The organism is Nocardia fusca NBRC 14340 (assembly GCF_001618425.1).
Classification (GTDB): domain Bacteria; phylum Actinomycetota; class Actinomycetes; order Mycobacteriales; family Mycobacteriaceae; genus Nocardia; species Nocardia fusca.
The window spans coordinates 15,428-39,588 of the sequence record NZ_BDCU01000025.1 but is presented as its reverse complement, the minus strand read 5'-3'; the positions used below and the strand labels follow the sequence as shown (position 1 = coordinate 39,588).

Genomic DNA, 24,161 nt, shown 5'->3' with positions numbered 1-24,161 from the left:
CCATGTATTACCACCATATGACATTGTGATTTCACATATTGGGATCAGCGACGGTCCGCGATCACCCAGAGCACGGTTTTCCCGTCCCGATCCACCGTGGTCACCGTCTGCTTGTACACCGTCGTCTTACCGTTCGGCTGTAGCTCGGTCAGGTCGACATCGAAGGAGGCCGGCGCCCGCTCGACAATCCGCACGCAATGCTCGGTACCCGCCGGGATATGCGTATCGATCGCCGACTGGATCGTCTCCGCGGAAGAAATGGCAGGCGAATCCGCCGCGACGAACTGACGGGCTCCTACCCCGCTGCGCTCCACATAGAACTGATGCTGGAAACCGAGAATGGCGCCCGCGCCGCTGGTCGTATCCCCGACCCCGTCGCCGACGATCACCCCGTCCTCCTGACTCGCCGGACAGCTCAGCGCGGAACCGGAATCGGCGACCGGCGGCCCCGCCGGCGCGTCGTCACCGCCGCTCACCACGACGACCGCCACCCCCACCGCGACCAACGCCACCAGCACCGCGACCACCGTCACGAGCCGGCCGACCGGGATACCGCGGCGCGGTTTCGCGGCGAGCGCCCCGGCCACCGACTGCGGCGTGAGCTTCTGGGCGATGGGATCGCTGTCCCAGGACAGACCGCCCGCCCGTGGCCGGACCGAACCCGCGGCCGGCTCGGTCCCAACGGACTGGTTCGGCTGACCCGATCCCGGCCAGCGCAGGTCCGGGCCGGTGTGGCGGACTGTGGCCTGGTCCGGTTCCGGTACCCGTTCGCCGGCCGGCGAGATGCGCGGGGCCAGGTCCGCTGGAAGCTGATGGCGGACCGTGGTGGAGTCCGCGGCGGGCGCGGGCCGCGTCACCGGCCGGGATTCGGTCGACGCCGGTCGGTGGACCGGGGTGGAGCTGTCCGGCGCCCGGTACTGGGGCGGCGGCGGAGGAACAGCCGACGGCTCGGCCGTGCCGGCACCGGGCGCCGGGCGCCAGGTCAAGCCGGAATCCTCCGGACGCGTATTCGGCTTCCAGCCCGGCATCGATAGCTCGCCCGTCGGCGGCCCGAACTCCGATACCGGCGGACCGAAGTCGCCGGTGGGGGGTCCGAAATCCGCCCGTTCGGGTTCGCGCTCTCTACCTTCGCCCTCGCCGGTCACAGCCCATCCCTTCCGAGACACGCGGGTGGGGCGGCCGTGCACGACCGCCCCACCCGGCAAGATTTCACTCGTGTCAGTACTGGAGTGAACCACCCCACTGGGTATTGACGCCACCGAGGTTCAGCGCCTGCTCCGGGTAGTTGCCCGGGGGCAGCAGCGGCGGAGGCGGCGGAATCTTGGCCGCGGCGTCCAGCGCGGCGGCGCCACCCGGCTGCTGAGCGATCCAGTGCTCCACGGCGGCCTTCGCCGTGTTCACCGGGGTGGTGTCGATCACGTGGTCGAGCCGGTTGTCCGGCAGCCCGTTTCCACCGGTGAACGTCGAGACGTTGATGGTGTTCTCGTCGACGAACTCCACCGAGATACCGGCCTCGCCCGTACCGGTCGGGGTACGGAAGCCGGCGGTGCCGACATAGCCGGACTGGTTGGAGAAGTGGTGGGTGTTGGCGAAATGCCCGGGAGCCAGGGAACCACCGTCGAGGGCGGCACCGATCTCCATATGCGGACCCTGCATCTCGACGACCGGCGCGACCGGCGCCTCGTCCAGACTCGGCGCCTGCCACTGCGGACTCTGCGGCTCGATCAGGGTGTCGGTCTGCGGAGCACTGGGCTGCGCGTTCTCCCCGTCGGTCTCCGGCGCCACGGCGGGCGCGTCACCCGGCTGCGCGGGCGGCTGCTGACCCTGCGGCGTATTCGGCGAGATGGCCGGCTGCGCCGGGGCGGGCTGCCCCGGGACGGGCAGCGGCGCCACACGCGGCGTGGTGACACCGGGCTGGGTCGGGCCGGTGAGGCCCTGATCGTTCTGGCCCTGCTCCGGGGTGGTGACACCGGGCTGGCTCGGGCTCGGAGTCGGGCTGCTCTCCGGCTTTTCCTCGTTGTTCTGCACGCCGGGCTGGCTCGGCGTGGTCTCCGGCCCGCTCTGCTGGCCCTCGGTGCCGGGCTGCTGCTGATTATTGGTGCCCGGCTGCGAAGGCGCGGGCACCGGCGTCGTCGGCGTAGCCGGCTGGTCGCTCGGAACGGCCCCCGCCGGCGACGCGAAAATGGCCATGGCCGCGGCAGTCGCAAGAGGCAGCGAAGTGCTCGCCACCGCCCGGCCCGCCCGGTTCGGCTTACGATGTTTCACTTTTCGCCCAATCCCTTTCCCGGATGCGGCGCCACCTGCGGTCCGCGTCCAGTTCCGTCTCATACGAGACACGAACTCCAGCGGTTCACCCGATAGTGGGCCGTTCGCTGTCCGAGTCCGAAAGGACGAACCCCCCGGCACCAAACTCCACGACCGCCCGTCGATCGCATCTCTGCCTCGGAAGTGAACCACACTCGAGCAATTCCGGCAATGTGACGAAAACTCACCACAGGCAGGAACACTCACGGGTGAAACGCGGGTGAAAAAGCAGTGACGCGGCCAGGAACTCGGGCCGATTACGGCAATCGATTTCGATTACGGCCGCATTTCCCGGACGGGTCGGCATTCATACCCACTACCCACCGGCGCTGCCGGCAACTCAGCCCAGGTCGTCGTGGCGCATGAGCTGGCGGGCGGCCTCCATGACCGAGCCGGTGAGCGAGGGGTACACCGAAAAAGTTTGTGCCAGATCATTGACCGTCAGATTGTTCTGGACCGCCAGCGCGATCGGCAGGATCAGCTCCGAGGCGATCGGGGCGACCACCACACCGCCGATGACCACACCCGTCGCCGGACGACAGAAGATCTTGACGAAACCGCGGCGCAGACCCGACATCTTCGCCCGCGGATTGGTGTTCAGCGGCAGCATCACCGTGCGCGCCGGGGTCTCCCCGTTGTCGATGGCCGTCTGGCTCACCCCCACGGTCGCGATCTCCGGACGGGTGAACACCGCCGAGGCCACCGTTTTGAGCCGGATCGGGCTGACCCCCTCGCCCAACGCGTGGTACATGGCGATCCGGCCCTGCATGGCGGCCACCGAGGCCAGCGGCAACAGACCGGTGCAGTCACCCGCGGCGTAGATACCGGGCACCCCGGTCCGCGAGACCCGGTCCACCCGCAGGTATCCGCCGCGATCCAGTTCGATACCGGCCTGTTCCAGGCCCAGCCCCTCGGTGTTCGGCGTGGACCCCACGGTCATCAGCGCGTGCGAACCCGACACCGTACGGCCGTCGGCCAGGGTGACCAGCACCGAATCACCCGTGCGCTCCACCTTGTCGGCTCGCGCGTGCTTCACCAGTTCCACGCCGCGTTCGGCGAAGGCGTCCTCCAGCACCAGCGCGGCATCCGCGTCCTCCCCGGGCAGCACCCGGTCCCGGCTGGACACCAGGACCACCCGCACGCCCATTTCCGTGTACGCGGAGACGAATTCGGCACCGGTCACACCGGAACCGACCACCACCAGCGTCTCCGGCAGCTCCGCCAGGTCGTAGAGCTGCCGCCAGTTCAGGATCCGCTCCCCGTCCGGCTCGGCCCCGGGCAGCACCCGCGGCGAGGCACCAGTGGCGATCAGTACCACCTCCGCCTCGATGGTCTCCTCGGTCGCGTCCGGGAACGACACCACGACCCGATGCGTCGCCCGGCCCGATCCCGGCCCCGCCAGCCGCCCCCGCCCCGGCAGCACCCGCACCCCCGCCGCCTGCAACTTGGACCGGATATCCGAGGACTGCGCCAGCGCCAGCGCCTTCACCCGCTCGTTGACCTCGGGCAACCGCACCTCGGCCTGGCTCGGGTCGAGCGTGATCCCCAGGTTCCGGGCGCGCCGCAGATCGGTCCGAACACCGGTGGAAGCGATGAACGTCTTCGACGGCACACAATCCCAGAGCACACACGCCCCGCCGATACCGTCGGAATCGATCAACACCACCTGCGCCCCGTGCTGGGCCGCGACCAGCGCCGCTTCGTAGCCTGCCGGTCCGCCACCGATGATCGCAATGCGGGTCATACATTCCCCTTGTCCTAATCACCCGCGCGCGGCGCGCGGCAGCTTCGCGGCCTTCACTCGCCGGGACCAGCCTAATAGGTGCTGCCGATCGCACCCCATCGGCATTCCGCGCGGGGCCGCGACGAAGGCGGAGGCAGCCCCGGCGCGCACCCCGCGCCCGCTCCCGGCCTGGTCGCACCGGCCCGAAGCACATCCCGGAACGCTATTTACGACGCCCCGTACCGGTGAGAGCGAGCACACAACTAAGCTGCCGGTGTGCCGATCTACGCTGCCTACGGGTCCAATATGGACTCGACCCAGATGCTCGAGCGCTGTCCGCACTCCCCCATGTCCGGGACGGGCTGGCTGGAGGGCTGGCGCCTCACCTTCAGCGGGGACGACATCGGCTGGGAAGGTCCGCTCGCCACCGTGGTCGAAGAACCCGGCTCCCGGGTCTTCGTCGTGCTCTACGACGTCTCCCCCGAGGACGAGCAGCGGCTCGACCGTTGGGAGGGCTCCGATTTCGGAATCCACCGCAAGATCCGGCTCCGCGTCACCCCCAGTCCCGGAAGCGGCAGCGACCCGATCCTCGCCTGGCTGTACGTCCTCGACGCCTACGAAGGCGGCCTCCCATCGGCGCGTTACATCGGCGTGATGGCCGACGCGGCCGAGAAGGCGGGTGCCCCGGAGGAGTACGTGCACGCCCTGCGCACCCGCAACAGCCGCAACGTAGGCCCGGGAAACAACTTCAGTTGATTTGGCGCGCTGGCGCGCGCGGGGTCGAGGCCCCCTCGGTCCCGCCGTTCAGGCCTCGAGACTCGAGCCTTCGGCTCATGCGATGTGCGGTGGGCCGCCCATAGAGTGCGACGATTGAGCACCTTCGGCCAAGGGCGGGACGGGCCTCGACCCTTCCAGGGCCTCGCTGAACTCGGCGCCGAGAGGGTGCCGCTGTTGGTGAAGGCGATGACGCCAGGTCAGCCGAGCGGTCGAGTCGGCAACCGATCCGGACATCGAATGCCGACGTAACCCCCCTGCGTCGAGTTTTACGAGACACCTCCAAGGGTTGAGGCCCGTCTCGCCGTTTCGGCCTCGAAAGCGCATGAGCCGAAGGCTCGAGTCTCGAGGCCGAAACGGCGAGACCCAGGGGGCCTCAACCCCGCGCGCGCCAGCGCGCCAAAAACTCAGACCAGTTCCATCCCGGCCTGCAGGACGATGTTGGTGAACGTCCGCACCCCCACCGGCAACGCCCGTTCGTCGAGATCGAACGTCGGCTGGTGCAGGTCGAGCTGGGGGCCTTCGCCGGGCCAGACGCCGAGGCGGGCCATGGCGCCGGGTACTTCTTCCAGGTACCAGGAGAAATCCTCGCCGCCGCCGGATTGCGGGGTGTCGGCGAGAGCGTCGGGGCCGATGGCACGGACCGCGTCGCCGAGCATGCGGACCGAGTGTTCGTCGTTGACCACCGGCGGCACACCGCGCCGGTAGTCGAGCTGGTAGCGCACGCCGGTCGGCGCGAGCAGGCCGTCGACGATCTCGCGCACCATCGGTTCGAGCAGGGACCAGGTGGCGTGGTCGCCGGTGCGGACGGTGCCGGTGAGCATGCCGGTCTGCGGGATCGCGTTCGGGGCCTTGCCGGCGCTGACCGCGCCCCACACCATGACCGTGCTGGTGCGCGGGTCGATCCGGCGGGTGAGCAGGCCGGGCAGACCGGTGATGACGGTGCCGATCGCGTAGACGAGGTCGCTGGTGAGGTGCGGGCGGGAGGTGTGCCCGCCCGGCGAATCCAGCACCAGTTCGACGGTATCGGCGGCGGAGGTGATGGCACCGACCCGGATGCCGACCTTGCCGACTTCCAGACGCGGATCGCAGTGCAGGGCGAAGACCCGGTCCACGCCGGTCATCGCGCCGGCCGCGACCATATCGATGGCGCCGCCCGGCATGACCTCCTCGGCGTGCTGGAAGATCAGCCGTACCCCGACCGGGAGATCGAGGTCGGCCAGCGCCAGCGCGGTACCGAGCAGGATACTGGTGTGCGCGTCGTGGCCGCAGGCATGCGAAACGCCGGGCACCGTCGAGGCGAAGGGCCGGCCGGTGAACTCCTGGAGCGCCAGTGCGTCCATATCGGCACGCAACGCGATCCGCGGTGCGTCCTCGGGACCGATATCGCAGATCAGACCGGTACCGGTCGGCAGCACCCGGAACGAGAGTCCGGCCTTCGTCAGCCAGGTGCCGACGAATTCGGTGGTCGCGAACTCGGTACGGGATAATTCCGGGTTGGCGTGGATGTGCCGGCGCCATTGAACGAGATCGACCGTGTGCTCGGCCAGCCACGCCGTCACCGCGTCCTGTCCGTCTCGCACCGTACGGCCGGTTGTGCTCACCGAATGTCCTCCTGTCGTAGAACGAGCAGCTGTGAACCACTTCTCCACGTGCGCGGACCGCCCGTACACGTATCGTCCGCGGCCGGGGCCGCGGTACATACCGGCGGTTCCGCTATCCCCCGGGGAACGGCCGTATCCACCAGTTTCGCACCGCTGCCGGATCCGTGCGCGGCGGCATCGGTGCCGCACCCGCGTATCCGGTGGGGCGTGAGCGTTCGGTCGACGCCCGGCCGGCTCGTCTCGCGGTTAGTTCGAGGCGAATGCCAGGTTATCGGGAGTGGTCGGCACCGCGAGGCCGGCCAGCGCCGTGGCGTGCAGGGCGCGTTTGATGGTGGGCAGGCTGGGAGTCCGATTGGCAGCCAGTCCGGCGGCCCTCTCCACCGCGGCGGCGCGCAGTGCCTCGGCGTCGGCGACGTCGTCCACGATACCCGCCGCCCGGGCCTCCGCGGCGCCGAACCGGTGGCCGGTGGTCATCGCGGTGACCGCCACCTGGTTGGTCAACCGGCTGGTGAGCAGGGCGTTCATCCCCACGGTGAAGGGCATCCCCAGATGTACCTCGGGTAGGCACCAGAATCCGCGATCGGCGCGCATCACCCGGAAATCGTGGCAGGTGGCGAGCATGGCGCCGGCGCCGAAGGCGTGACCGTTGACAGCCGCGACGGTGGGCAACGGAAACGCGAGCAGCCGGCTGAACACGCTGTGCACGCGGTCGAGGTAGCCGTGCATCCGGTCGAGATTCGCGAACAGCCAGTCGGTGTCGAGTCCGTTGCTGAAGAACTTCCCGGTGGCGGTCGTCACCAGCGCGGCGGGCCCCTCGACGGCCACCACGGTGTCCAGCAGCGCGTGCGTCTCGTCTATCCACTCGTGGCTGAAGCGGTTCTCGCTGTCGGTCTGGCCCTCGTTGCCCAGCGACAGCACGAAAACGTTTCCATCACGTTCCAGGTACGGCATCTGTGCAGCGTATCGGCTACGGATCGGGGATGGCCGCCGGAGGCCCCACCGGCGCAGGCGGTTCGGGCGGGCCGGCGGCGCGGGAGGCCATACACTGGCCGCCATGCTTGCCGAAGAGGCTGCCGAGGAGATCGCGGCCCGTTCGTCCGTGGATCGACACCGGGTCGCGGTGGTGCTGGGTTCGGGCTGGCAGGACGCCGCCGCCGAACTCGGGACCCCCAATGCCGAGATACCTATGCCGGAGCTGCCCGGATTCGCCGCGCCCACCGCGCAGGGTCACGTGGGGCGGGTGGTGTCGGTGTCGATCGGCGATACCCACGCCCTCGTGCTCATGGGACGTCAGCACCTGTACGAGGGTCATTCCGCCGAGGAGGTCGTGCATCCGGTGCGGACCGCGGTCGCTGCGGGCGCGGAGACGGTGATCCTCACCAACGCCGCCGGCGGAATCCGCCCGGGTATGCGGGTCGGGGAGGCCGTGCTGGTGCGCGATCACCTCAATCTCACCGGTACGACACCGCTGACCGGACCTTCCTTCGTCGATCTGGTCGACGCCTGGGACCCGCGGTTGCGCGATCTCGCACGGCGCGTCGACCCGGACCTGACCGAGGGCGTGTACGCCGGACTCACCGGACCGCAATACGAGACGCCCGCGGAGATCCGCATGCTGGCCACGATCGGGGCCGATCTGGTGGGGATGTCGACGGTGCTGGAAGCCATCGCGGCGCGCGCCCTCGGCGTCCGGCTGCTCGGCATCTCCCTGGTCACGAACCTGGCGGCCGGGGTCACGGGTGCGCCGCTGGCTCATGCCGAGGTACTCGCGGAGGGACGCGCGGCTGCGCCGCGCCTGGGCAAATTGCTGCGCGGTGTGCTGGAGCAGCTGTAGATGCTGACCTTCGGTACGGCGGGTCTGCGCGGGCCGCTGGCCCCCGGCCCGGACGGGATGAACGAGACCACGGTGGCGCGGGCCACCGCCGGGCTCGCCGCCTGGCTGCGGGACCGCTGTCTCGGCGGCGGCACGGTGGTGGTCGGCCGGGACGCCCGGCACGGGTCCGCGGAATTCGCGGCGGTCACCGCCGAGGTGCTGACCGCGGCCGGTTTCGCGGTGACCCGGCTGCCCGAGCCGCTGCCGACCCCGGTCACCGCATTCGCCGTGCGCGAATCGGGTGCGGTGGCGGGTGTGCAGATCACCGCATCGCACAATCCGCCCGGGGACAACGGCTACAAGGTGTTCGTAGACGGCGGCACCCAGCTGGCGCCGCCCGCCGATACCGAGATCGAGCAGCGGATGACGGCGGTCACCGAACCGATCGGACGCAATCCGGTCGCCGCGTCGGGGGGTGCGGTCCTATCGCACTATCTGGCGCGGGTCGCGCAGCTGCCCCGGCTGATCGGCGGGGACGGGGACCGCGCCGGGATCCGGATCGCGTTCACGCCGTTGCACGGTGTCGGCGGCGCCACCGCTGTGCACGCGCTCACAGCCGCCGGTTTCACCGATATCCACGCGGTGACCGAGCAGTTCGCGCCCGACCCCGATTTCCCTACGGTGCCCTTCCCGAACCCGGAGGAGCCGGGAGCGGCGGATCTGCTGCTGCGGCTGGCCGAGCGGGTGGACGCCGATCTGGCCGTGGCGCTGGATCCCGACGCCGACCGCTGCGCGCTGGGTGTCCCCACACCGGACGGGTGGCGCATGTTGCGCGGGGACGAAACCGGGGTGCTGCTGGCCGACGATGTGCTGCGCACGGCGACCGCGGACCCGCTGGTCGCGACCACGATCGTCTCGTCACGTCTGCTCTCCCGGCTGGCGCCGGCGCGGGGCGCCCGCTACGCCGAAACACTCACCGGGTTCAAATGGCTGGCGCGCGCGGGTGACGGCCTGGTCTACGCGTACGAGGAGGCGATCGGGCACTGTGTGGACCCGGCAACCGTCCGCGACAAGGACGGTGTCTCCACGGCGGTCATGGCCGCAGACCTGGTGTCCCGGCTGCGTGCCCGTGGCCGCGCACTGAACGACGAACTCGACGATCTGGCCGTCGAGTTCGGTGTGCACGCCGGCGATCAGGTCTCGCTGCGCCTGCCCGATCAGCGGGCGGCCGCCGCGGTGGTGGAGGCGCTGCGGGCCGCGCCGCCGGGAACACTGGCCGCGACCGCGGTCGAGTACACCGATATGGCCGCGCTGCGGGGCCGGATGCGTACCGACGCACTGGTCTTCACCGGTGACGGTGTGCGATTGGTCGTCCGGCCCTCGGGCACCGAACCGAAGCTCAAATGCTATCTGGAGGTGGTGCACCCGGTGTCCGGCCCGGCCGGGTTGCGGACCGCCAGGGACGCCGCGCAGGAGCGGCTTTCGGAGTTGCGCGACTACTGCCGCACGCTGGCCGGCTGAGGCGGGTTCAGCGCGGTCCGAACTGACGGTCCCCCGCGTCGCCGAGTCCGGGCACGATATAGGCGTCGTCGTTGAGCCGGTCGTCGATCACCGCCGTCACCAGCCGGACCGGATATCCCGAACCCGCCAGCGCCGCGATACCTTCCGGTGCCGCCACCACACAGACGGCGGTGATGTCGAGCGCGCCCCGGTCGGCCAGCAACCCCAGCGTGTGCAGCATGGATCCGCCGGTGGCCAGCATCGGGTCCAGCACCATCACCGGTGTGGCCGACAGGTCGTCGGGCAGCGATTCCAGATACGGCACCGGCCGGTGGGTCTCCTCGTTCCGCGCGACACCGACGAAACCCACCTGCGAGTCCGGAATGAGGTCGGTGGCGGCGTCGACCATGCCGAGTCCCGCCCGCAGGACCGGTACGAGTAGCGGCGGCCGGGCCAGCCGCACGCCGCGGGTGGCCGCGACCGGCGTGGTGATGTCGAAATGTGCCACGGGCGCGTCCCGCAGCGCCTCGTAGACCAGGAGTCTGGACAGGTCCCGCAGGGCGGCCCGGAAGGCGGGGTCGGGGGTGCGTTCGTCGCGGAGTGTGGTGAGCAGTATCGCCACGAGCGGATGATCCAGCGTGTGCGTGCGCATGAGGGAACGATAAAGTCGACGGGGTAGCGGCGGACGTCGCGCCGTGGCTTTCCGCGGAAATCGAATTCCGCGGAACCGTGCGGGAAGCCGACGCGTCGAAACCGGTAGATGACATACTCTGCCCGTTAACGAAGTCGATGGGGGAACCTCTGATGGTGAACATCTCAGCCGATGCCCAGGGCATCGCGGCCTACGGCACCACCGCCGGGGTGATGGCCTCCGAACTCGCGGCGGCGGGGACCGGGGCCGCAGGTGCGGCGCCCACGGTTCTGGGGCCGATCTTCGGTCTGATCGGCGGCGATTTCCTCGCGGCGTACGCAGCCGCGCATGCCGGCCATGTGGCGACGATCGGCCAGCTGTCCGCGGTGCTGGGCACGATGAGCGGGGCGGCCGGCGTGGCCGCGGTGAGTTACGCCGAGGCCGACATCAGCAATGCGGCCGCCCTGCGCGGTGCTGCCGGGGAGTGACCCGGTGATCGATATCAATACGCTGGCCAGGCCGATTCTCGAACTGCTCGCCAGTTTCGGCACCGGCGTGCTGGCCACCGGCGGCCCCGGCGACGCATTGCGTACCGCGTCCACGGCCATCGACCAGGTTCATGCGCTGGGCCGCAGCGGCATCAATCAGATGAACACCGCGTGGGACGGGACCGGCGCGGACGCCGCGACCTCGAAGGCGCTGCGCGTGCAGACCTCGGCCGCGAGCATCTCCGACCGCGGCAACGAGATGGCGACCGTGATGGGCCAGGCCGCGGCCCATGTGGAGACCGGCAACAAAGACCTCACCGCCATCGCGCAGTCGTTCGTGAACACCGCCGCCGCGGCCGCGCCCGCGCTGGGCACCCCGGCGGGTATGTCGCTGCTGGTGGGATCCGCTATCGATCATCTGGGCCAGGCCCTGGGCGTGGTGGGCCGGGTGCAGAACGAACTGCAGACCCAGACCTCCTCGATGAACGAGCTCACTCCGCCACCGCCCACCCCGTCGGCGGCGAGTACCGCGCCGGTGAGCACTCAAGCCGTTTCGACGGTGGCGTCGGGGCTGAGCACCGCGGCCGGGATGGCCGGCTCGATGATGAGCACCGCCATGTCGTCGAGCCCGAGCGGCACCACCACCAGCTCCGGGACCCCGCAGAAAACCGCCACCTCGACCGGTACCGCCACGGGCGAGGGCGTGAAGGTCACCCTGCCGGACGGCAGTGTGGTGGAAGCGCCGAACGAGAAGGCCGCCACCGCGGTGAAATCGGCCCTGGGCACGCTCGGCACCCCCTATGTCTGGGGCGGCAACACCCCCGGTGCCGGGCTGGACTGCAGCGGGATGACCAAATACGCCTACGGCGAGGCCGGCGTGGAACTGCCCCGGTTGGCGCACGAACAGGCCAACGGCGCCACCCCGGTGTCGCCGGGCGATCTCATGCCCGGCGATCTCGCGGTATGGGACGGCCATGTGGCGATGGTGATCGGCAACGGCCAGTTGATCGAAGCCGGCGATCCGGTGCAGATCAGCTCGGTCCGGACGGAGAACAGCGGGATGGAATTCCTCGGGTTCTACCGGCCCACGGAGTGAACCGCAGCAGCATCGGGACCCGTATCGGAGATGGTCATCCGATCATGACGAGTGGACAGAGTGATGAGTGAGCAGCAGCTTCCCGAGGTACCGAATGTCACGATGGCGGTCAGCCGCAATCGGGCCGGCACGCTGTCGGTACGCGCCACCGACCAGGGGATGCCGGTGGAGATCAAATTCGAACGCAGCGAATACCGCTACGGCGCACAGGCTCTCGCCGACGAGATCCTGCGGCTGACCCGACGCTCCACCATCGCGGCCAAGGCCAAGCGCCGGGAACTGCTGGCGGAGAACGGAATGCCGGCCGACATCTTGGACCAGCTCGGTCTGCCCACCCGGCAGCAGGCGGTCGACGAACTGGACCGGATGGATGATGCCGACACCGGCCCGACGAGCTGGATGCGGCCGGTATGAGCGGCCCGCACGCGCGACACCACCACAGCGGATTCCCGCTCGGACCCAGGAGAGATGTATGAGCGCGGAAATGGACGCCCTGGTCGCCGACGCCACGCGGAAACTGGAAGCACTGGAAGCGGCGCTGTACGGACTCAAACAGGTCCGCGGCCGGTTCAGCACCGAGGACGGGATGGTCACCGCCGAGGTCGACAGCGACGGAGCCCTGGTGAGTTTGCAGCTCACCGAGGCGGTGACCGCATTACCACCCGCCGAAGCCGCCCAGCTCGTCATCTGGGCCTGCCGGCAGGCCGCCGAGGATGCCGGTGGCCGGCGTTCGGAGGTCGTTGCCACACTGAACGAGTCGTTTGCTCCGGCGGCCCCGGGAGTGGTCGACCCGACCGGAACCGCACCGGACGGCGCCTGATCGGTCAGCTCACCGCGCGCACCTGCCCGACGCCGCGCGGTTGTGCGCGGACCGAGGCCCGGAATACTCCGTCTCCGCGACAACTGTGCGCGGACCAGGGGTGGGCTCCGCTCGGCCCGACCTATTAGGCTTCCGCGTATGGCTTCTGGAGACATCGTCCCGATCGAGCTCGGTCTGACCGACGGCGATCTTGTCACCCTGTGGGCACCGCGCTGGCGTGACGGTGACGACGAGTGGGAGGCGTTCCTAGGACATGAGGACGCCCTCTACGGCTTCGAGTCCGTGGCCGAACTAGCGGCCTTCATCCGGACCGACTCCGACAACGATCTGATCGATCACCCGGCGTGGAAAGTGGTCGCGGGCCTATCCGCCGCCGAACTCGAGCCCGGCGACAACTACTCCTTCGATCTGGTCGGTGTACCGGAACTGGCCGCCGGTGACCCGGATGTGGACACCGTCGCCGAGCTGGAGGACACCTTGGCCATGGTGCGCAATATCGGCGAGGTCTGCGAGCTCGAAACGGTCACCAAGTTCTTCGGTTCGCACCCCTCGCTGGGTGCGCTGGCCGGCGGCACCCATATGTTCGCGGGCCGCGACGGCGAGGAACTGTGGGATCAGATCGGCGCCGCGGTGGCAAAGAGCTGGGACGATGTGCTCGACGCCATCGATTCGGTGGTGCAGGTGCCCGAGGTCGACGCCGAGGCGGTCGCCCTGGCCGAGGCCGAGCTGCTGGCCGCCGAGGAGAACGAGGTCGACGCCGACGACGTGGCCGATACCGACGACGACAGCGATTTCGAACCGGTCGACCTGGACGACGAAGACGACGAAGACGATGACGACGACGCCGAGCTCACGTTCTGGGAGGAAGTCGGGATCGACCCCGTCAAGATCGTGACGGCCGATACCGAATACTTCACCCTGCGCTGCTATCTCGACGACGAGCCGATCTTCCTCGGCGCCAAGAACGCCATCTCGGTGTTCGCCAGTGAGCGTGCGCTTGCACGCTATCTCGCCGACGACCACGAACACGATCTGGCACGGATCAGTACCTTCGCCGAAGTGCAGACCGCCGCCATCGACGGATCGCTCGAGGTGGAGGTCACCGAGGAGAACGTCTACGTACTCCCCGGCCTGGCCGATGATCTGGCCGAAGGGCCGGAAGCGGTCGATACCGAGCAGCTCGACCTGGTCTTGGAGTTGTTCTCCGATGCCGCCGACTACGCCGACGACGACGCGGTGGAGCAGGCGCTGGCCAAATCGACCCCGCTCGGCTGGTATGTGTCCTACCTGCTGCAGCCGGACCCGACCCGGATGGCGCCCAACCCGCCGTTCGACGCCGAGGCGCGTGCCTGGCGCGAACTCGAACGCAATTTCGAATCGCGCCTGTCTCCGCGCTGACCTGTCCCGCGTCGGCCGGGGCCCTAGGCGTACCTCCGCCTTCGCTGCGGCCGTGCGCGGGCTGTCGACGGGCCTTGCCCGGCTGTGCCACTAGGTCTCGATGTGGACACACGGCGTGACATTCGGTCGATAAACCGGCAGCGACTGGGCAAACTGACTCGCCAGCGGCATTGTCGTTGCGCAGCCACTGCCCGGTTCGTCCCGGGCGGCGGTAACAATGCCGCCGCACCACGGCGGATGTACTAAGGAGGACGCATGCCGACAGTGCGGATCGAGCTCGATCAGGATCTGCTGGCGGCCGCCGGGGCCATCATGGGCACGGCGTCGAACAAGGCGACCATTCACGAGGCACTGCGCCGGATCGTGGTGCACGAGCGGCAGCTACGGCATTTCGAGCGGCTGGCGGCGTCGGCGCTGAGCCGTCCACCGCAGCCCGCGGTGGTCGACGGCTGATCCAGCCGGGCATCCGCCCCGAGCCCGGCGAACCCTCCGGAACTGTCGGTACCCGCTGGCATGATGACCACGGAATCCGGAGGGGGAATCATGCCGATACCGATCACCGATCTGCCCAGGTCACAGCGACCGCGGGAACGTTTGTGCACGCTCGGCCCGCAGGCATTGAACGACGGTGAGCTGCTCGCCCTGCTGCTCGGTCAGGGCCGCCGCGGCGAGAGCGCGGTCGAACTCGCCCTCGCCCTGCTCACCGAGTTCGGCGGAGTCTGCGGACTGGCCTCGGCACGGCCCGAGGAACTGCTGCGCCGGCCCGGCGTGGGAGTGGCCAAGGCCGCGGCCATCGCCGCCGCGTTCCAGCTCGCCGCCCGGGCCCGCAGCGGCGCGCAGGCCCCGGCGCCACTGCTGCGCGCCGAGGATGTGGCCCGGGAGGCCGCCCCGTTGTTCGCCGGGGCTCGCGTGGAGCGGTTGCTGGTGCTGATCTGCGATGCGCGCAACCGGCCACGGCAGCGGGTCTTCGTCGCCGAGGGCGCCATCGACGAGGTCGCGGTTCCGGTGCGCGAGATCCTGAACACGGTCCTGCGCCACGACGGTCGCGCCTTCGCGCTGGCGCACAATCATCCCTCCGGTGACCCGACTCCCAGCCCGGACGATCGCCGGGCCAGCACGCTGCTCGCCGCGGCGGCACGGACGGTCGGCCTGCGGTTTCTGGACCATGTGGTGATCGCGGGCGACTGCTGGCGGCGGGCCGCCCCGTTCGAGGATGCCTTCCCGTGAATCCCACCCTCCCGGGCCGCCGTTCGTGATCGTGTTCCCGGCACCCCCGGCCCGTCAGGTGGGCGGTTCGACGGCCACGGCAGCCGTCGGCTCTCCGGACACCTCGCGCGCCCGGCGGCGCCCGGCCGCCAGCCGGGAACCGATCAGGCCCTGCCGGGGCGCGAACAGATAGACCGCGGTGAAGACGACGCCCTGGGCCAGCACGATGGTGGCTCCGGGTGCGGTGTCGGCGTAATAGCTCACGTACAGGCCGGTGACCGCGCAGATCGCCGAGAGCGCCGGGGCGATCACCAGCATCCGCCCGAACCGGTCGGTGAGCAGGTAGGCGGTCGCACCGGGGATGATCAGCATGGCCACCACCAGGATCACCCCGACCGCCTGCAGGGCCACCACCGAGGTCAGCGCGAGCAAGCCGAGCAGAGCCGCGCCCAGGAGGCGCGGGTTCAGTCCGAGCGCGTAGGCGTGGGTGGGGTCGAACGCGTACAGCGTGAAATCGCGGCGTTTGAGCACGAGTGCGACGAATACCAGGGCGGCCAGCCCCGCGATCTGGATCAGTTCCTCCTGGCTCACGCCCAGCAGGTTGCCGAAGATGATGTGGTTGAGGTCGGTATTGCTGGGGGTCACCGAGACGAGTACCAGGCCGAAGGCGAACAGCGTGGTGAACACGATGCCGATGGCGGCGTCCTCCTTCACGCGGCTGGTGTCCCGGACCAGGCCGATCAACCCGACCGCCAGGAACCCGAAGATCACCGCCCCGACAGCGAACGGTACCCCCGCGATATAGGCCAGAACCACGCCCGGCAGCACCGCGTGCGAGACCGCGTCCCCCATCAGCGACCAGCCCACCAGGACCAGCCAACAGGACAGCAGTCCGCAGACGATGGCCGCGACAAGGCTGGCGGTCAGGGCACGCACCATGAACGCGTAGCGCATCGGTTCGAGTAGGAATTCGATGAGGTCCATCGCGCTCACCGCTGTCCGATGACGTCGAGGCCGAAGGCGAGGGCGAGGTTCTCCGGCCGCAGCGCCTCCTCGGGGTCGCCGTGGACGAGCACCCGCCGCATCAGCAGTACGGCTTCGTCGGCCAGGCCGGGCAGGGCATGCAGATCGTGGGTGGAGATCAGCACGGTCGCCCCCTCGGCCGCGAGTTCGCGGAGTAGTCCGGTGATGGTCGCCTCGGAACGTTTGTCCACCCCGGCGAACGGTTCGTCGAGGAGCAGGATCCGGGCGCCCTGGGCGATACCGCGGGCCACGAACGCGCGTTTGCGCTGGCCGCCGGAGAGCCGTCCGATCTGACGGTCGGCCAGATCGGTCAGTTCGACCCGTTCCAGCGCCTCGTCCACGGCCGCCCGGTCGGCCCGGCTCGCCCGCCGGGTGAATCCCATCCGGCCGTACCGGCCGGTGGTCACCACATCGCGCACCGACAGCGGGAACGACCAGTCCACGGCCTCGTTCTGCGGGACATAACCGAGGAGCCCGGCCCGCCGGGCCGCGACCGGCTTCGCACCGCCGATCCGGACCGTGCCGCGGTCGGGAGTGATCATGCCCATGAGAGTTTTGAACAGGGTCGATTTCCCGGACCCGTTCATCCCGATGAGCGCGCAGACGCGGCCGGCGTCCACCGTCAGCCGGACCTGGTCGAGTGCCTGGACTTCGCCGTAGTAGACGGTGACGCCGTCGATGTCGATCGCGGGGACTGTCATGGCCTGCTCCCGGTGAGTGCTGCGGCGATGGTTTCGGCGTCGTGCCGGATGAGGTCGAGATAGGTCGGTACCGGGCCGTCGGCCGCCGACAGCGAATCCACGTAGAGCACCCCGCCGAATTTCGCCCCGGTGGCCTCGACCACCCGGCGCATCGGGGCGTCGGAGACCGTGGATTCGCAGAACACCGCCGGGACCTCGTGGTCACGAACATATTCGATGACCCGGGTGATCTGCTGCGGGGTGGCCTGCTGCTCGGCGTTGACCGGCCAGATGTAGTACTCCGACAGGCCCGCGTCACGGGCCAGGTAGGAGAAGGCGCCCTCGCAGGTCACCAGCGCGCGCTGGCGGCGGGGCAGGCCGGCGAGGTCGGCGACGAGTTCGTCGTGGACCTGCTGCAATCGCTGTTTGTAGACCTCGCCGTGGGCGCGGAAGTCCGCCGCGTGCTCGGGCACGAGCCGGGAGAAGGCCGCGACCATGTTGTCCACATAGGTGCGCACGTTCAGTGGCGACATCCAGGCGTGTGGATTGGGTTTCCCGGCGTAGGCGTCGGAGGTGATCGGGACCGAGGCGACCCCGTCGCTCACGGTGATGTGCTCGGCGTCCAGGTCGGCGACGAACTGTCCGAACCAGGCCTCCAGGTTCATGCCGTTGTCCAGGATCAGATCCGCTTTGGCGGCACGTTTGATATCGCCCGGGGTGGGCTCGTACCCGTGGATCTCGGCACCGGGCTTGGTGAGCGACTGCACCTCGAGGTGGCCGCCCGCGATGTTCGACGCGATATCGGCGAGCACGGTGAAGGAGGTGACGACGACCGGTTTACCGGTACGTGGCAGATGGAACGTCTCGCAGGCGGTGAGCACGATGGTGAGACCGCAGGCCGCGAGCACGGCGGCGATCCGGGGAAACATCTGCATACCGAACCACCCGCCTTCCAGTCAGAATGGTAAGTTCGGGTACCCGAATTATCAAGTTCGCGTGACGAAATACGAATGACCGGCAACGCAAAACCGCCCCCGCGCGGGGCACGGGAGCGGTTCTGTCGAAGCAGGCCGGGGTCAGCGGGCGAACAGCAACGCCCGCTTGACCTCCTGAATGGCCTTGGTGACCTCGATACCACGCGGGCAGGCATCCGTGCAGTTGAAGGTGGTGCGGCAGCGCCACACACCGTCGACCTCGTTGAGGATGTCCAGGCGCTCCCGGGCGGCCTCGTCGCGGCTGTCGAAGATGAAGCGGTGCGCGTTCACGATCGCGGCCGGGCCGAAGTAGCTGCCGTCGTGCCAGTACACCGGGCAGGACGTGGTGCAGCAGGCACACAGGATGCACTTGGTGGTGTCGTCGAACCGGGCACGGTCGGCCTGGCTCTGGATCCGCTCGAAGGTCGGTTCGTTACCGGAGGTGATGAGGTAGGGCTTCACCGCCCGGAACGCGTCGAAGAACGGTTCCATGTCCACGACCAGGTCCTTCTCGACCGGCAGACCGCGGATGGGTTCGACGGTGATGGTGACCGGCTTACCGCTCTTCGGCAGCATGTCCTTCATCAGGACCTTGCAGGCCAGCCGGTTCACCCCGTTGATCCGCATGGCGTCGGACCCGCACACACCATGCGCGCAGGAGCGCCGGAAGGTGAGGGTGCCATCCAGATAGGACTTGATGTAGATGAGGATGTTCAGGAAACGATCCGTCGACAGCGCGGGCACCTGGAACGACTCCCAGCGCTGACCCTGACCGTCCTCGGGGTTGAACCGCGCCACCTTGACGGTGATCATGGTCGAACCCTCGGGGACCGGCGCCGGGTTCGCGGCCGTCGGATTCTCGGCTACAGCGGTCATCAGTACTTACGCTCCATCGGCTCGTAACGGGTCTGCACCACCGGCTTGAAGTCGAGGCGGATATCGGAGAGGAGATCCGCACCCTCCTTGTAGGCCATCGTGTGCCGCATGAAGTTCACGTCGTCGCGGTCCGGGTAGTCCTCGCGCGCGTGCCCGCCACGCGACTCCTTGCGGTTGAGCGCCCCGACCACCGTGACTTCGGCCAACTCCAGCAGGAAGCCGAGTTCGACGGCCTCGAGCAGATCGCTGTTGTAGCGTTTGCCCTTGTCCTGCACCGTGATCCGGGCGTAGCGCTCCTTGAGCGCGTGGATATCGGTGAGAGCCTGCTTGAGGGTGTCCTCGGTGCGGAACACCGACGCGTTGTTGTCCATCGACCGCTGCAGTTCGGTGCGGATATCGGCGACCCGCTCGTTGCCGTGGTCGGACAGGATCAGCGCCAGCCAGTCCTGCACCATCTGCGCCGGGTTCTCCGGCATATCGACGAATTCGGCGCGGTGGGCGTATTCCGCGGCGGCGATACCGGCGCGGCGGCCGAACACGTTGATATCGAGCAGCGAGTTGGTGCCGAGCCGGTTCGCTCCGTGCACCGAGACGCAGGCGCATTCGCCGGCGGCGTACAGGCCGGGCACGATATCGGTGTTGTTCTTCAGCACCTCGCCCTGGATGCGGGTGGGGATGCCGCCCATCACGTAGTGACAGGTCGGGAACACCGGCACCAGTTCCTTCACCGGGTCCACACCGAGGTAGGTGCGGGCGAACTCGGTGATATCGGGCAGCTTCTCCTCGAGGACGTCCTCGCCGAGGTGGGTCACGTCGATGTAGACGTAGTCCTTGTTCGGTCCGGCGCCGCGGCCCTCGAGCACCTCGAGCACCATGGAACGGGCGACGATATCGCGCGGCGCGAGGTCCTTGATGGTGGGCGCGTAGCGCTCCATGAACCGCTCGCCGTCGGCGTTGCGCAGGATGCCGCCCTCACCGCGGACCGCCTCGGAGATGAGGATGCCCAGGCCGGCCAGGCCTGTGGGATGGAACTGGTGGAATTCCATATCCTCGAGCGGCAGCCCCTTACGGAACACGATCGCCATACCGTCACCGGTCAGCGTGTGCGCGTTGGAGGTGGTCTTGTACATCCGGCCCGAGCCGCCGGTGGCGAAGACGATCGACTTCGCGTGGAAGACGTGCAGCTCACCGGTGGCCAGCTCGTAGGCGACCACACCGGTGGCGACCTGACCGCGATCGGTATCGGTCAGCACCAGGTCCAGCACGTAGAACTCGTTGTAGAACTCGACATCGTGCTTGACGCAGTTCTGGTACAGCGTCTGCAGGATCATGTGACCGGTCCGGTCGGCGGCGTAGCAGGCACGCCGGACCGGGGCCTTGCCGTGGTCACGGGTGTGCCCGCCGAAGCGGCGCTGGTCGATCTTGCCCTCGGGCGTGCGGTTGAACGGCAGACCCATCTTCTCCAGGTCCAGCACCGCGTCGATGGCCTCCTTGGCCATGATCTCCGCCGCGTCCTGGTCGACCAGGTAGTCGCCACCCTTGACCGTGTCGAAGGTGTGCCACTCCCAGTTGTCCTCTTCGACGTTGGCCAGGGCCGCGCACATACCGCCCTGGGCCGCGCCGGTGTGGCTGCGGGTGGGGTACAGCTTGGTCAGCACCGCGGTCCGCGCCCGCGGGCCGGCCTCGATGGCCGCCCGCATGCCCGCGCCACCGGCACCGACGATCACGACGTCGTAGCGGTGCTCCTGAACAGGTCGAGACTCAACTGTCGCGCTGGTTCGTTCGCTGCTCTCACTCATGCGAGGGGGCCCGTTCCTAACTGATATTGGGATCGAAGGTGAAGATGACGTAGGTGCCCACGCCCATGATCAGGATCATCGACAGCACCAGCAGCGTGTTCAGCCAGAACCGGGTCGAATCCTTGCGCGAGTAGTCGGCGATCACGGTGCGCACACCGTTACCGCCGTGCAGCTGCGCCAGCCACAGCATGGCCAGATCCCAGATCTGCCAGAACGGGCTGGACCACCGGCCGGCCACGAAGGCGAAGTTCAGCCGTTTCACGCCGCCGTCGAGCAGCAGCATGATCGCCATATGACCGAAGACCAGCACGATGAGCGCGAGACCGGAGAAGCGCATGAACAGCCACGCGTACTTCTCGAAGTTCCCGCTGGCGTGCGAACGCGGCGAGCGGGGCAGGTCCAGGCTCGCCGGACGGTCGTAGGACTTGCCGAGAACGGGTGCAGACATGGCTCAGTGCTCCGTCAACAGTAGGTAGAACATGCGGCCGATCGAGGGCACCAGGAGCACGACCAGGAGCCCGATGATGCCCCAGAGCATCTGCTTCTGGTAGCGCGGTCCGTTGGACCAGAAGTCCACCAGGATCACTCGCACACCGTTGAGCGCGTGGAACAGCACGCAGAAGACCAGGCCCATTTCCATGAGCGCGACGATGGGGGTCTTGTAGACCGCGATCGTCTCGTCGTACATCTGCGGGCTGACCCGTACGAGCGCGGTGTCCAGGACGTGCACGAAAAGGAAGAAGAAAACCGTGACACCGGTGATCCGGTGCAGGGCCCAGGACCACATTCCGGGGTCGCCTCGGTACAGCGTTTTGCGCTTCGGCTGAGCCGGAGCTTCTATCGTGGCCATAGAGTTTCGGTGCCTCCAACATCGTTGATGGACCCGGTCGCAGATCCCGGCACCGGTGTGGCGGGCCGGAAATCGGTGGCGTACCAACCCGCGGCCGACAGGGGCCGACTCCGGGGCCGCTGTCGATAGGGCTCGCCGCCGCCGAACCTGAACCGATCTGTTCTGGACTCTAATCCTCTGGCAATCGGGGAACTAATTCGGCGTGCCGCGCGTTGCGCCCAGATCACACAGGTTAGGTTTACCTTTGTAGGGCGGTGAAGGGGTTCCGCGGCGGGTTCGTCGCGCCCTCGATCGCCTACCTCCAGAACCTTCCGGCGACATCGAATTGTTCCGCAAAACCCTGGTGTGCAGCGGATTTCACATCCGGTCCGCAGCACATGCGCGCACCGCCCGATTTTCCTCGCGCACGCCGGCTCACAATGCCGATCTCGCCATTGCGCGCAGCGGCAATGTGCAAAATGTCTCAGTACGGGAGACGAAGTTACTCAAGAGTAGCGGACAGATCCCCGCGACGTCGAAAGTCTTTCCGCGATACCCCCCGGAATTGCGCGCGGACCGCAGCCCGGCCCGGACCGAGCGGACGAGCCGGCCCACCGGCCGCCGCCTACCCGGAGCGGCCCGCCGGTGGAACCATGCCGGATCAGTCGCCCTCGTGGATCGAATCGACCCGTAGCCGCACGGCCCCGTAGTTGAAAACGGTCTCGACGATATCCCCGGGCACCTGACCCAGCAGGGCCTGACTCGCCGGCGCGCTCTGCGGGTACTTGCCGACGGCGGGATCGGCCTCGTGATCGGGCACGATCTGGTACTCCATCCGTACCTCGACCTTGTCGAAGGCATCGAGCCTGGACAGCAGCAACTTCGAATACACCATGACGATGAGGAACTTCGGAAGCGTCATTCGCACCTTCCTGGTGAGGGGTCCCGGACCGAGCGGCCGGGCACTCTACGTATCTCCGAGCGGAACGACGTGTTTCACATCCGCTCGGAACAGATCGTGCGCGCGGGCGCGCGGCGGACACGGTGATGCGGCAGGCTGGGCCGGGACCCGGTGGGTCGCCCACGGACGCGGGAGCAGCTATGGATATCGACTGGAATCTTCTTCGCACCAGCGCGCACACCGCCATGCGACGCGCCTATGCCCCCTATTCCAGATTTCCGGTCGGGGCGGCCGGTTGGGACGGCAGCACGATTTCGGTCGGTTGTAATGTCGAGAACGTGTCCTATGGGCTGGGCCTCTGCGCGGAATGCGTGCTGGCCGGCAACAACGTCACCGCGGGCGGCGGGCGGCTGCTTGCCGTGTCGGTCTGCGATTCCCGGGGCGCGATCCTGCTGCCCTGTGGTCGCTGCCGCCAGGTGCTCTACGAGTTCGGCGGGCAGGAACTGCTCATCGACCACCCCGATGGGCCGGTACCGCTGGGCCGGCTGCTGGCGGACGCCTTCGGTCCCGACGACCTCGCCGCCGGCCGGGCCTGACCCTCCTCCGCCGCCGTGGAATCCCGGCGGCGCCGAACGGGTTGGTCCGGGTATGACAGTTCCCCTCTCCGTGCTCGACCTGGCCGCCGTCGCCGCCGACGGATCGCATCGGCAGGCGCTCGCCGACACCCTGACCGTCGCCCGCGAGGCCGAGCGTTTGGGGTACCGCCGGTTCTGGGTGGCCGAGCATCACGGCATGCCGGGTATCGCGAGCTCGGCGCCGCCGGTGCTGATCGCCGGGGTGGCCGCGGCGACCGAACGGATCCGGGTGGGTTCCGGCGGGGTGATGCTGCCCAACCATTCCTCGCTGGTGGTCGCCGAACAGTTCGGCACCCTGGTCGCGCTCTACGGTGACCGCATCGACCTGGGGCTGGGCCGGGCCGCCGGGACCGATCCGCTCATCTCGGCCACCATCCGGCGCGGCGCGGCGGCCGAGGCGGTGGAGGACTTCCCGAAACAGGTGGTGGAACTGCTCGCCTATTTCGGGACGATCCCCCCACTGCGCGGCGGACAGGGCGACCGTATCCAGGCGGTGCCCGGTAACGGCGACACCCCCGAGATGTGGCTGCTCGGTTCCAGCGATTTCAGTGCCCGGCTGGCGGCGATGATGGGTCTGCCGTTCGCGTTCGCCCATCACTTCGCCGGTGGACGCAACACCCCGCTGGTGTTCGAGCTGTACCGCAGCGAGTTCCGCCCCTCCGAGGTGCTCAGCGAACCGCATTCGATGCTGGCCGTGGCAACCGTGGTCGCCGACTCCGCCGCGGAGGCCCGTCGGCGCACCCTCCCGCAGAGCCTGGTCCAGCTGCGAATGCGCACCGGTCAGCTGCCGCAGCGCATACCGACCCTGGCCGAGGCGGAGGAGTACCCCTGGTCGGACGCGGAGAACGCCTTCGTCGACGACCGCAACGCCGACCAGGCGATCGGCACTCGCGAGCAGGTCCTCGACCGGCTCGGCACGCTGGTGAAGGACACCGGCGCGGACGAGATCATCGTGACCCCCACGGGGCCCACGGTGCAGCACCGCCTCGAGACCCTGCGGGCACTCCAGGAGTAGTTTCCGGCCACGCCGGGCGGCCTGCCCGCCGCGGTCGCGACGCCCCGACGTATCCGGGTAGGCGAAGCCGGC

Annotated in this window: 26 protein-coding genes; 12 read left to right on the top strand and 14 right to left on the bottom strand. The window is 68.7% G+C overall.

Annotation, left to right across the window (positions count from 1 at the left end):
- Positions 1-44: 44 nt before the first annotated feature.
- The 3 genes from NF4_RS15295 to NF4_RS15285 form a co-directional block, all read right to left on the bottom strand.
- Positions 45-857, bottom strand: coding sequence for a DUF8176 domain-containing protein (locus NF4_RS15295; RefSeq protein WP_232330481.1), 813 nt, complete (start codon positions 855-857; stop codon positions 45-47).
- Between the two features lie 361 nt (positions 858-1,218).
- Complete coding sequence (locus tag NF4_RS15290) at positions 1,219-2,124, bottom strand: hypothetical protein (protein ID WP_232330480.1); 906 nt, start codon at positions 2,122-2,124, stop codon at positions 1,219-1,221.
- A 520-nt stretch (positions 2,125-2,644) separates the two neighbouring features.
- Positions 2,645-4,048 (bottom strand): NAD(P)H-quinone dehydrogenase, encoded by a 1,404-nt coding sequence (locus NF4_RS15285; protein ID WP_063128007.1) that lies wholly within the window; start codon positions 4,046-4,048, stop codon positions 2,645-2,647.
- A 255-nt stretch (positions 4,049-4,303) separates the two neighbouring features.
- On the opposite strand from NF4_RS15285, the gene NF4_RS15280 reads away from it, so the two are divergent.
- Positions 4,304-4,783: a gamma-glutamylcyclotransferase family protein gene (locus tag NF4_RS15280; RefSeq protein ID WP_030522513.1), complete on the top strand. Its 480-nt coding sequence runs from the start codon at positions 4,304-4,306 to the stop codon at positions 4,781-4,783.
- A 425-nt stretch (positions 4,784-5,208) separates the two neighbouring features.
- Here NF4_RS15280 and NF4_RS15275 read toward each other — a convergent pair whose 3' ends face one another.
- The gene (locus NF4_RS15275) at positions 5,209-6,405 is read right to left on the bottom strand and encodes a M20 family metallopeptidase (protein ID WP_232330479.1); all 1,197 of its coding nucleotides are present in this window, start codon (positions 6,403-6,405) and stop codon (positions 5,209-5,211) included.
- 246 nt (positions 6,406-6,651) lie between these two features.
- Positions 6,652-7,356, bottom strand: a complete 705-nt coding sequence (locus NF4_RS15270; protein WP_063128005.1) for an enoyl-CoA hydratase-related protein — start codon at positions 7,354-7,356, stop codon at positions 6,652-6,654.
- Positions 7,357-7,459: 103 nt separating this feature from the next.
- Between NF4_RS15270 and NF4_RS15265 the strand changes: the two genes are divergently transcribed.
- Both NF4_RS15265 and NF4_RS15260 read left to right on the top strand, forming a co-directional pair.
- A complete protein-coding gene (locus tag NF4_RS15265; RefSeq protein ID WP_063128004.1) occupies positions 7,460-8,239 on the top strand; it encodes a purine-nucleoside phosphorylase in 780 nt (259 codons plus the stop codon).
- The gene (locus NF4_RS15260) at positions 8,240-9,739 is read left to right on the top strand and encodes a phospho-sugar mutase (protein WP_063128003.1); all 1,500 of its coding nucleotides are present in this window, start codon (positions 8,240-8,242) and stop codon (positions 9,737-9,739) included.
- Between the two features lie 7 nt (positions 9,740-9,746).
- Here the strand turns inward: NF4_RS15260 and upp are convergent, their stop codons facing one another.
- A complete protein-coding gene (gene upp, locus NF4_RS15255; protein ID WP_063128002.1) occupies positions 9,747-10,370 on the bottom strand; it encodes a uracil phosphoribosyltransferase in 624 nt (207 codons plus the stop codon).
- 152 nt (positions 10,371-10,522) lie between these two features.
- On the opposite strand from upp, the gene NF4_RS15250 reads away from it, so the two are divergent.
- From NF4_RS15250 to NF4_RS15220, 7 genes are all read left to right on the top strand, one after another.
- Positions 10,523-10,837 (top strand): type VII secretion target, encoded by a 315-nt coding sequence (locus NF4_RS15250; protein ID WP_063128025.1) that lies wholly within the window; start codon positions 10,523-10,525, stop codon positions 10,835-10,837.
- A 4-nt stretch (positions 10,838-10,841) separates the two neighbouring features.
- Positions 10,842-11,933: a C40 family peptidase gene (locus NF4_RS15245; protein ID WP_198165342.1), complete on the top strand. Its 1,092-nt coding sequence runs from the start codon at positions 10,842-10,844 to the stop codon at positions 11,931-11,933.
- 63 nt (positions 11,934-11,996) lie between these two features.
- Positions 11,997-12,347 carry a hypothetical protein gene (locus tag NF4_RS15240; RefSeq protein ID WP_063035762.1) on the top strand — a complete coding sequence of 117 codons (351 nt, stop codon included), beginning with the start codon at positions 11,997-11,999 and terminating at the stop codon, positions 12,345-12,347.
- A 58-nt stretch (positions 12,348-12,405) separates the two neighbouring features.
- The gene (locus NF4_RS15235; protein ID WP_063128000.1) at positions 12,406-12,753 is read left to right on the top strand and encodes a YbaB/EbfC family nucleoid-associated protein; all 348 of its coding nucleotides are present in this window, start codon (positions 12,406-12,408) and stop codon (positions 12,751-12,753) included.
- A 138-nt stretch (positions 12,754-12,891) separates the two neighbouring features.
- Positions 12,892-14,151, top strand: coding sequence for a SatS C-terminal domain-containing protein (locus NF4_RS15230; protein ID WP_063127999.1), 1,260 nt, complete (start codon positions 12,892-12,894; stop codon positions 14,149-14,151).
- A gap of 255 nt (positions 14,152-14,406) precedes the next feature.
- A complete protein-coding gene (locus NF4_RS15225; RefSeq protein WP_030522525.1) occupies positions 14,407-14,604 on the top strand; it encodes a type II toxin-antitoxin system VapB family antitoxin in 198 nt (65 codons plus the stop codon).
- A 90-nt stretch (positions 14,605-14,694) separates the two neighbouring features.
- Positions 14,695-15,378, top strand: coding sequence for a JAB domain-containing protein (locus tag NF4_RS15220; RefSeq protein ID WP_084533146.1), 684 nt, complete (start codon positions 14,695-14,697; stop codon positions 15,376-15,378).
- A gap of 54 nt (positions 15,379-15,432) precedes the next feature.
- On the opposite strand, the gene NF4_RS15215 is transcribed toward NF4_RS15220, so the two are convergent.
- The 8 genes from NF4_RS15215 to NF4_RS15180 all read right to left on the bottom strand — a co-directional run bounded on the left by NF4_RS15215 (position 15,433) and on the right by NF4_RS15180 (position 22,460).
- Positions 15,433-16,341: a metal ABC transporter permease gene (locus NF4_RS15215; protein WP_030522527.1), complete on the bottom strand. Its 909-nt coding sequence runs from the start codon at positions 16,339-16,341 to the stop codon at positions 15,433-15,435.
- A 5-nt stretch (positions 16,342-16,346) separates the two neighbouring features.
- A complete protein-coding gene (locus tag NF4_RS15210) occupies positions 16,347-17,081 on the bottom strand; it encodes a metal ABC transporter ATP-binding protein (RefSeq protein ID WP_063127998.1) in 735 nt (244 codons plus the stop codon).
- Positions 17,078-17,995 (bottom strand): metal ABC transporter substrate-binding protein, encoded by a 918-nt coding sequence (locus NF4_RS15205; RefSeq protein WP_063127997.1) that lies wholly within the window; start codon positions 17,993-17,995, stop codon positions 17,078-17,080. The genes NF4_RS15210 and NF4_RS15205 overlap by 4 nt, the downstream gene beginning before the upstream one ends.
- A 141-nt stretch (positions 17,996-18,136) precedes the next feature.
- Positions 18,137-18,910 (bottom strand): succinate dehydrogenase iron-sulfur subunit, encoded by a 774-nt coding sequence (locus NF4_RS15200; RefSeq protein ID WP_063127996.1) that lies wholly within the window; start codon positions 18,908-18,910, stop codon positions 18,137-18,139.
- A complete protein-coding gene (gene sdhA / locus NF4_RS15195; protein ID WP_063127995.1) occupies positions 18,910-20,709 on the bottom strand; it encodes a succinate dehydrogenase flavoprotein subunit in 1,800 nt (599 codons plus the stop codon). Before sdhA ends, NF4_RS15200 begins: the two co-directional genes overlap by 1 nt.
- A gap of 16 nt (positions 20,710-20,725) precedes the next feature.
- Positions 20,726-21,157, bottom strand: coding sequence for a succinate dehydrogenase hydrophobic membrane anchor subunit (locus NF4_RS15190; RefSeq protein WP_030522532.1), 432 nt, complete (start codon positions 21,155-21,157; stop codon positions 20,726-20,728).
- A 3-nt stretch (positions 21,158-21,160) separates the two neighbouring features.
- On the bottom strand, positions 21,161-21,559 hold the full coding sequence (gene sdhC, locus NF4_RS15185; RefSeq protein ID WP_084533142.1) for a succinate dehydrogenase, cytochrome b556 subunit: 399 nt from the start codon (positions 21,557-21,559) through the stop codon (positions 21,161-21,163).
- Positions 21,560-22,199: 640 nt separating this feature from the next.
- Entirely contained in the window at positions 22,200-22,460 is a 261-nt protein-coding gene (locus NF4_RS15180) for a GreA/GreB family elongation factor (RefSeq protein WP_063127993.1), read from the bottom strand.
- A gap of 179 nt (positions 22,461-22,639) precedes the next feature.
- Between NF4_RS15180 and NF4_RS15175 the strand changes: the two genes are divergently transcribed.
- Together NF4_RS15175 and NF4_RS15170 are read left to right on the top strand one after the other, a co-directional pair.
- Entirely contained in the window at positions 22,640-23,035 is a 396-nt protein-coding gene (locus NF4_RS15175) for a cytidine deaminase (RefSeq protein WP_063127992.1), read from the top strand.
- Between the two features lie 52 nt (positions 23,036-23,087).
- On the top strand, positions 23,088-24,089 hold the full coding sequence (locus NF4_RS15170) for an LLM class flavin-dependent oxidoreductase (protein WP_063127991.1): 1,002 nt from the start codon (positions 23,088-23,090) through the stop codon (positions 24,087-24,089).
- The last annotated feature ends 72 nt before the right edge of the window (positions 24,090-24,161 follow it).

Coding starts and splice junctions, on each gene's coding strand:
- NF4_RS15285 (WP_063128007.1), bottom strand. CDS start 4,048: ATGACCCGCATTGCGATCATCGGTGGCGGACCGGCAGGCTACGAAGCG.
- NF4_RS15270 (WP_063128005.1), bottom strand. CDS start 7,356: ATGCCGTACCTGGAACGTGATGGAAACGTTTTCGTGCTGTCGCTGGGC.
- NF4_RS15265 (WP_063128004.1), top strand. CDS start 7,460: ATGCTTGCCGAAGAGGCTGCCGAGGAGATCGCGGCCCGTTCGTCCGTG.
- NF4_RS15260 (WP_063128003.1), top strand. CDS start 8,240: ATGCTGACCTTCGGTACGGCGGGTCTGCGCGGGCCGCTGGCCCCCGGC.
- upp (WP_063128002.1), bottom strand. CDS start 10,370: ATGCGCACGCACACGCTGGATCATCCGCTCGTGGCGATACTGCTCACC.
- NF4_RS15250 (WP_063128025.1), top strand. CDS start 10,523: ATGGTGAACATCTCAGCCGATGCCCAGGGCATCGCGGCCTACGGCACC.
- NF4_RS15240 (WP_063035762.1), top strand. CDS start 11,997: ATGAGTGAGCAGCAGCTTCCCGAGGTACCGAATGTCACGATGGCGGTC.
- NF4_RS15235 (WP_063128000.1), top strand. CDS start 12,406: ATGAGCGCGGAAATGGACGCCCTGGTCGCCGACGCCACGCGGAAACTG.
- NF4_RS15230 (WP_063127999.1), top strand. CDS start 12,892: ATGGCTTCTGGAGACATCGTCCCGATCGAGCTCGGTCTGACCGACGGC.
- NF4_RS15225 (WP_030522525.1), top strand. CDS start 14,407: ATGCCGACAGTGCGGATCGAGCTCGATCAGGATCTGCTGGCGGCCGCC.
- NF4_RS15220 (WP_084533146.1), top strand. CDS start 14,695: ATGCCGATACCGATCACCGATCTGCCCAGGTCACAGCGACCGCGGGAA.
- NF4_RS15215 (WP_030522527.1), bottom strand. CDS start 16,341: ATGGACCTCATCGAATTCCTACTCGAACCGATGCGCTACGCGTTCATG.
- NF4_RS15210 (WP_063127998.1), bottom strand. CDS start 17,081: ATGACAGTCCCCGCGATCGACATCGACGGCGTCACCGTCTACTACGGC.
- NF4_RS15205 (WP_063127997.1), bottom strand. CDS start 17,995: ATGCAGATGTTTCCCCGGATCGCCGCCGTGCTCGCGGCCTGCGGTCTC.
- NF4_RS15200 (WP_063127996.1), bottom strand. CDS start 18,910: ATGACCGCTGTAGCCGAGAATCCGACGGCCGCGAACCCGGCGCCGGTC.
- sdhA (WP_063127995.1), bottom strand. CDS start 20,709: ATGAGTGAGAGCAGCGAACGAACCAGCGCGACAGTTGAGTCTCGACCT.
- NF4_RS15190 (WP_030522532.1), bottom strand. CDS start 21,157: ATGTCTGCACCCGTTCTCGGCAAGTCCTACGACCGTCCGGCGAGCCTG.
- sdhC (WP_084533142.1), bottom strand. CDS start 21,559: ATGGCCACGATAGAAGCTCCGGCTCAGCCGAAGCGCAAAACGCTGTAC.
- NF4_RS15180 (WP_063127993.1), bottom strand. CDS start 22,460: ATGACGCTTCCGAAGTTCCTCATCGTCATGGTGTATTCGAAGTTGCTG.
- NF4_RS15175 (WP_063127992.1), top strand. CDS start 22,640: ATGGATATCGACTGGAATCTTCTTCGCACCAGCGCGCACACCGCCATG.
- NF4_RS15170 (WP_063127991.1), top strand. CDS start 23,088: ATGACAGTTCCCCTCTCCGTGCTCGACCTGGCCGCCGTCGCCGCCGAC.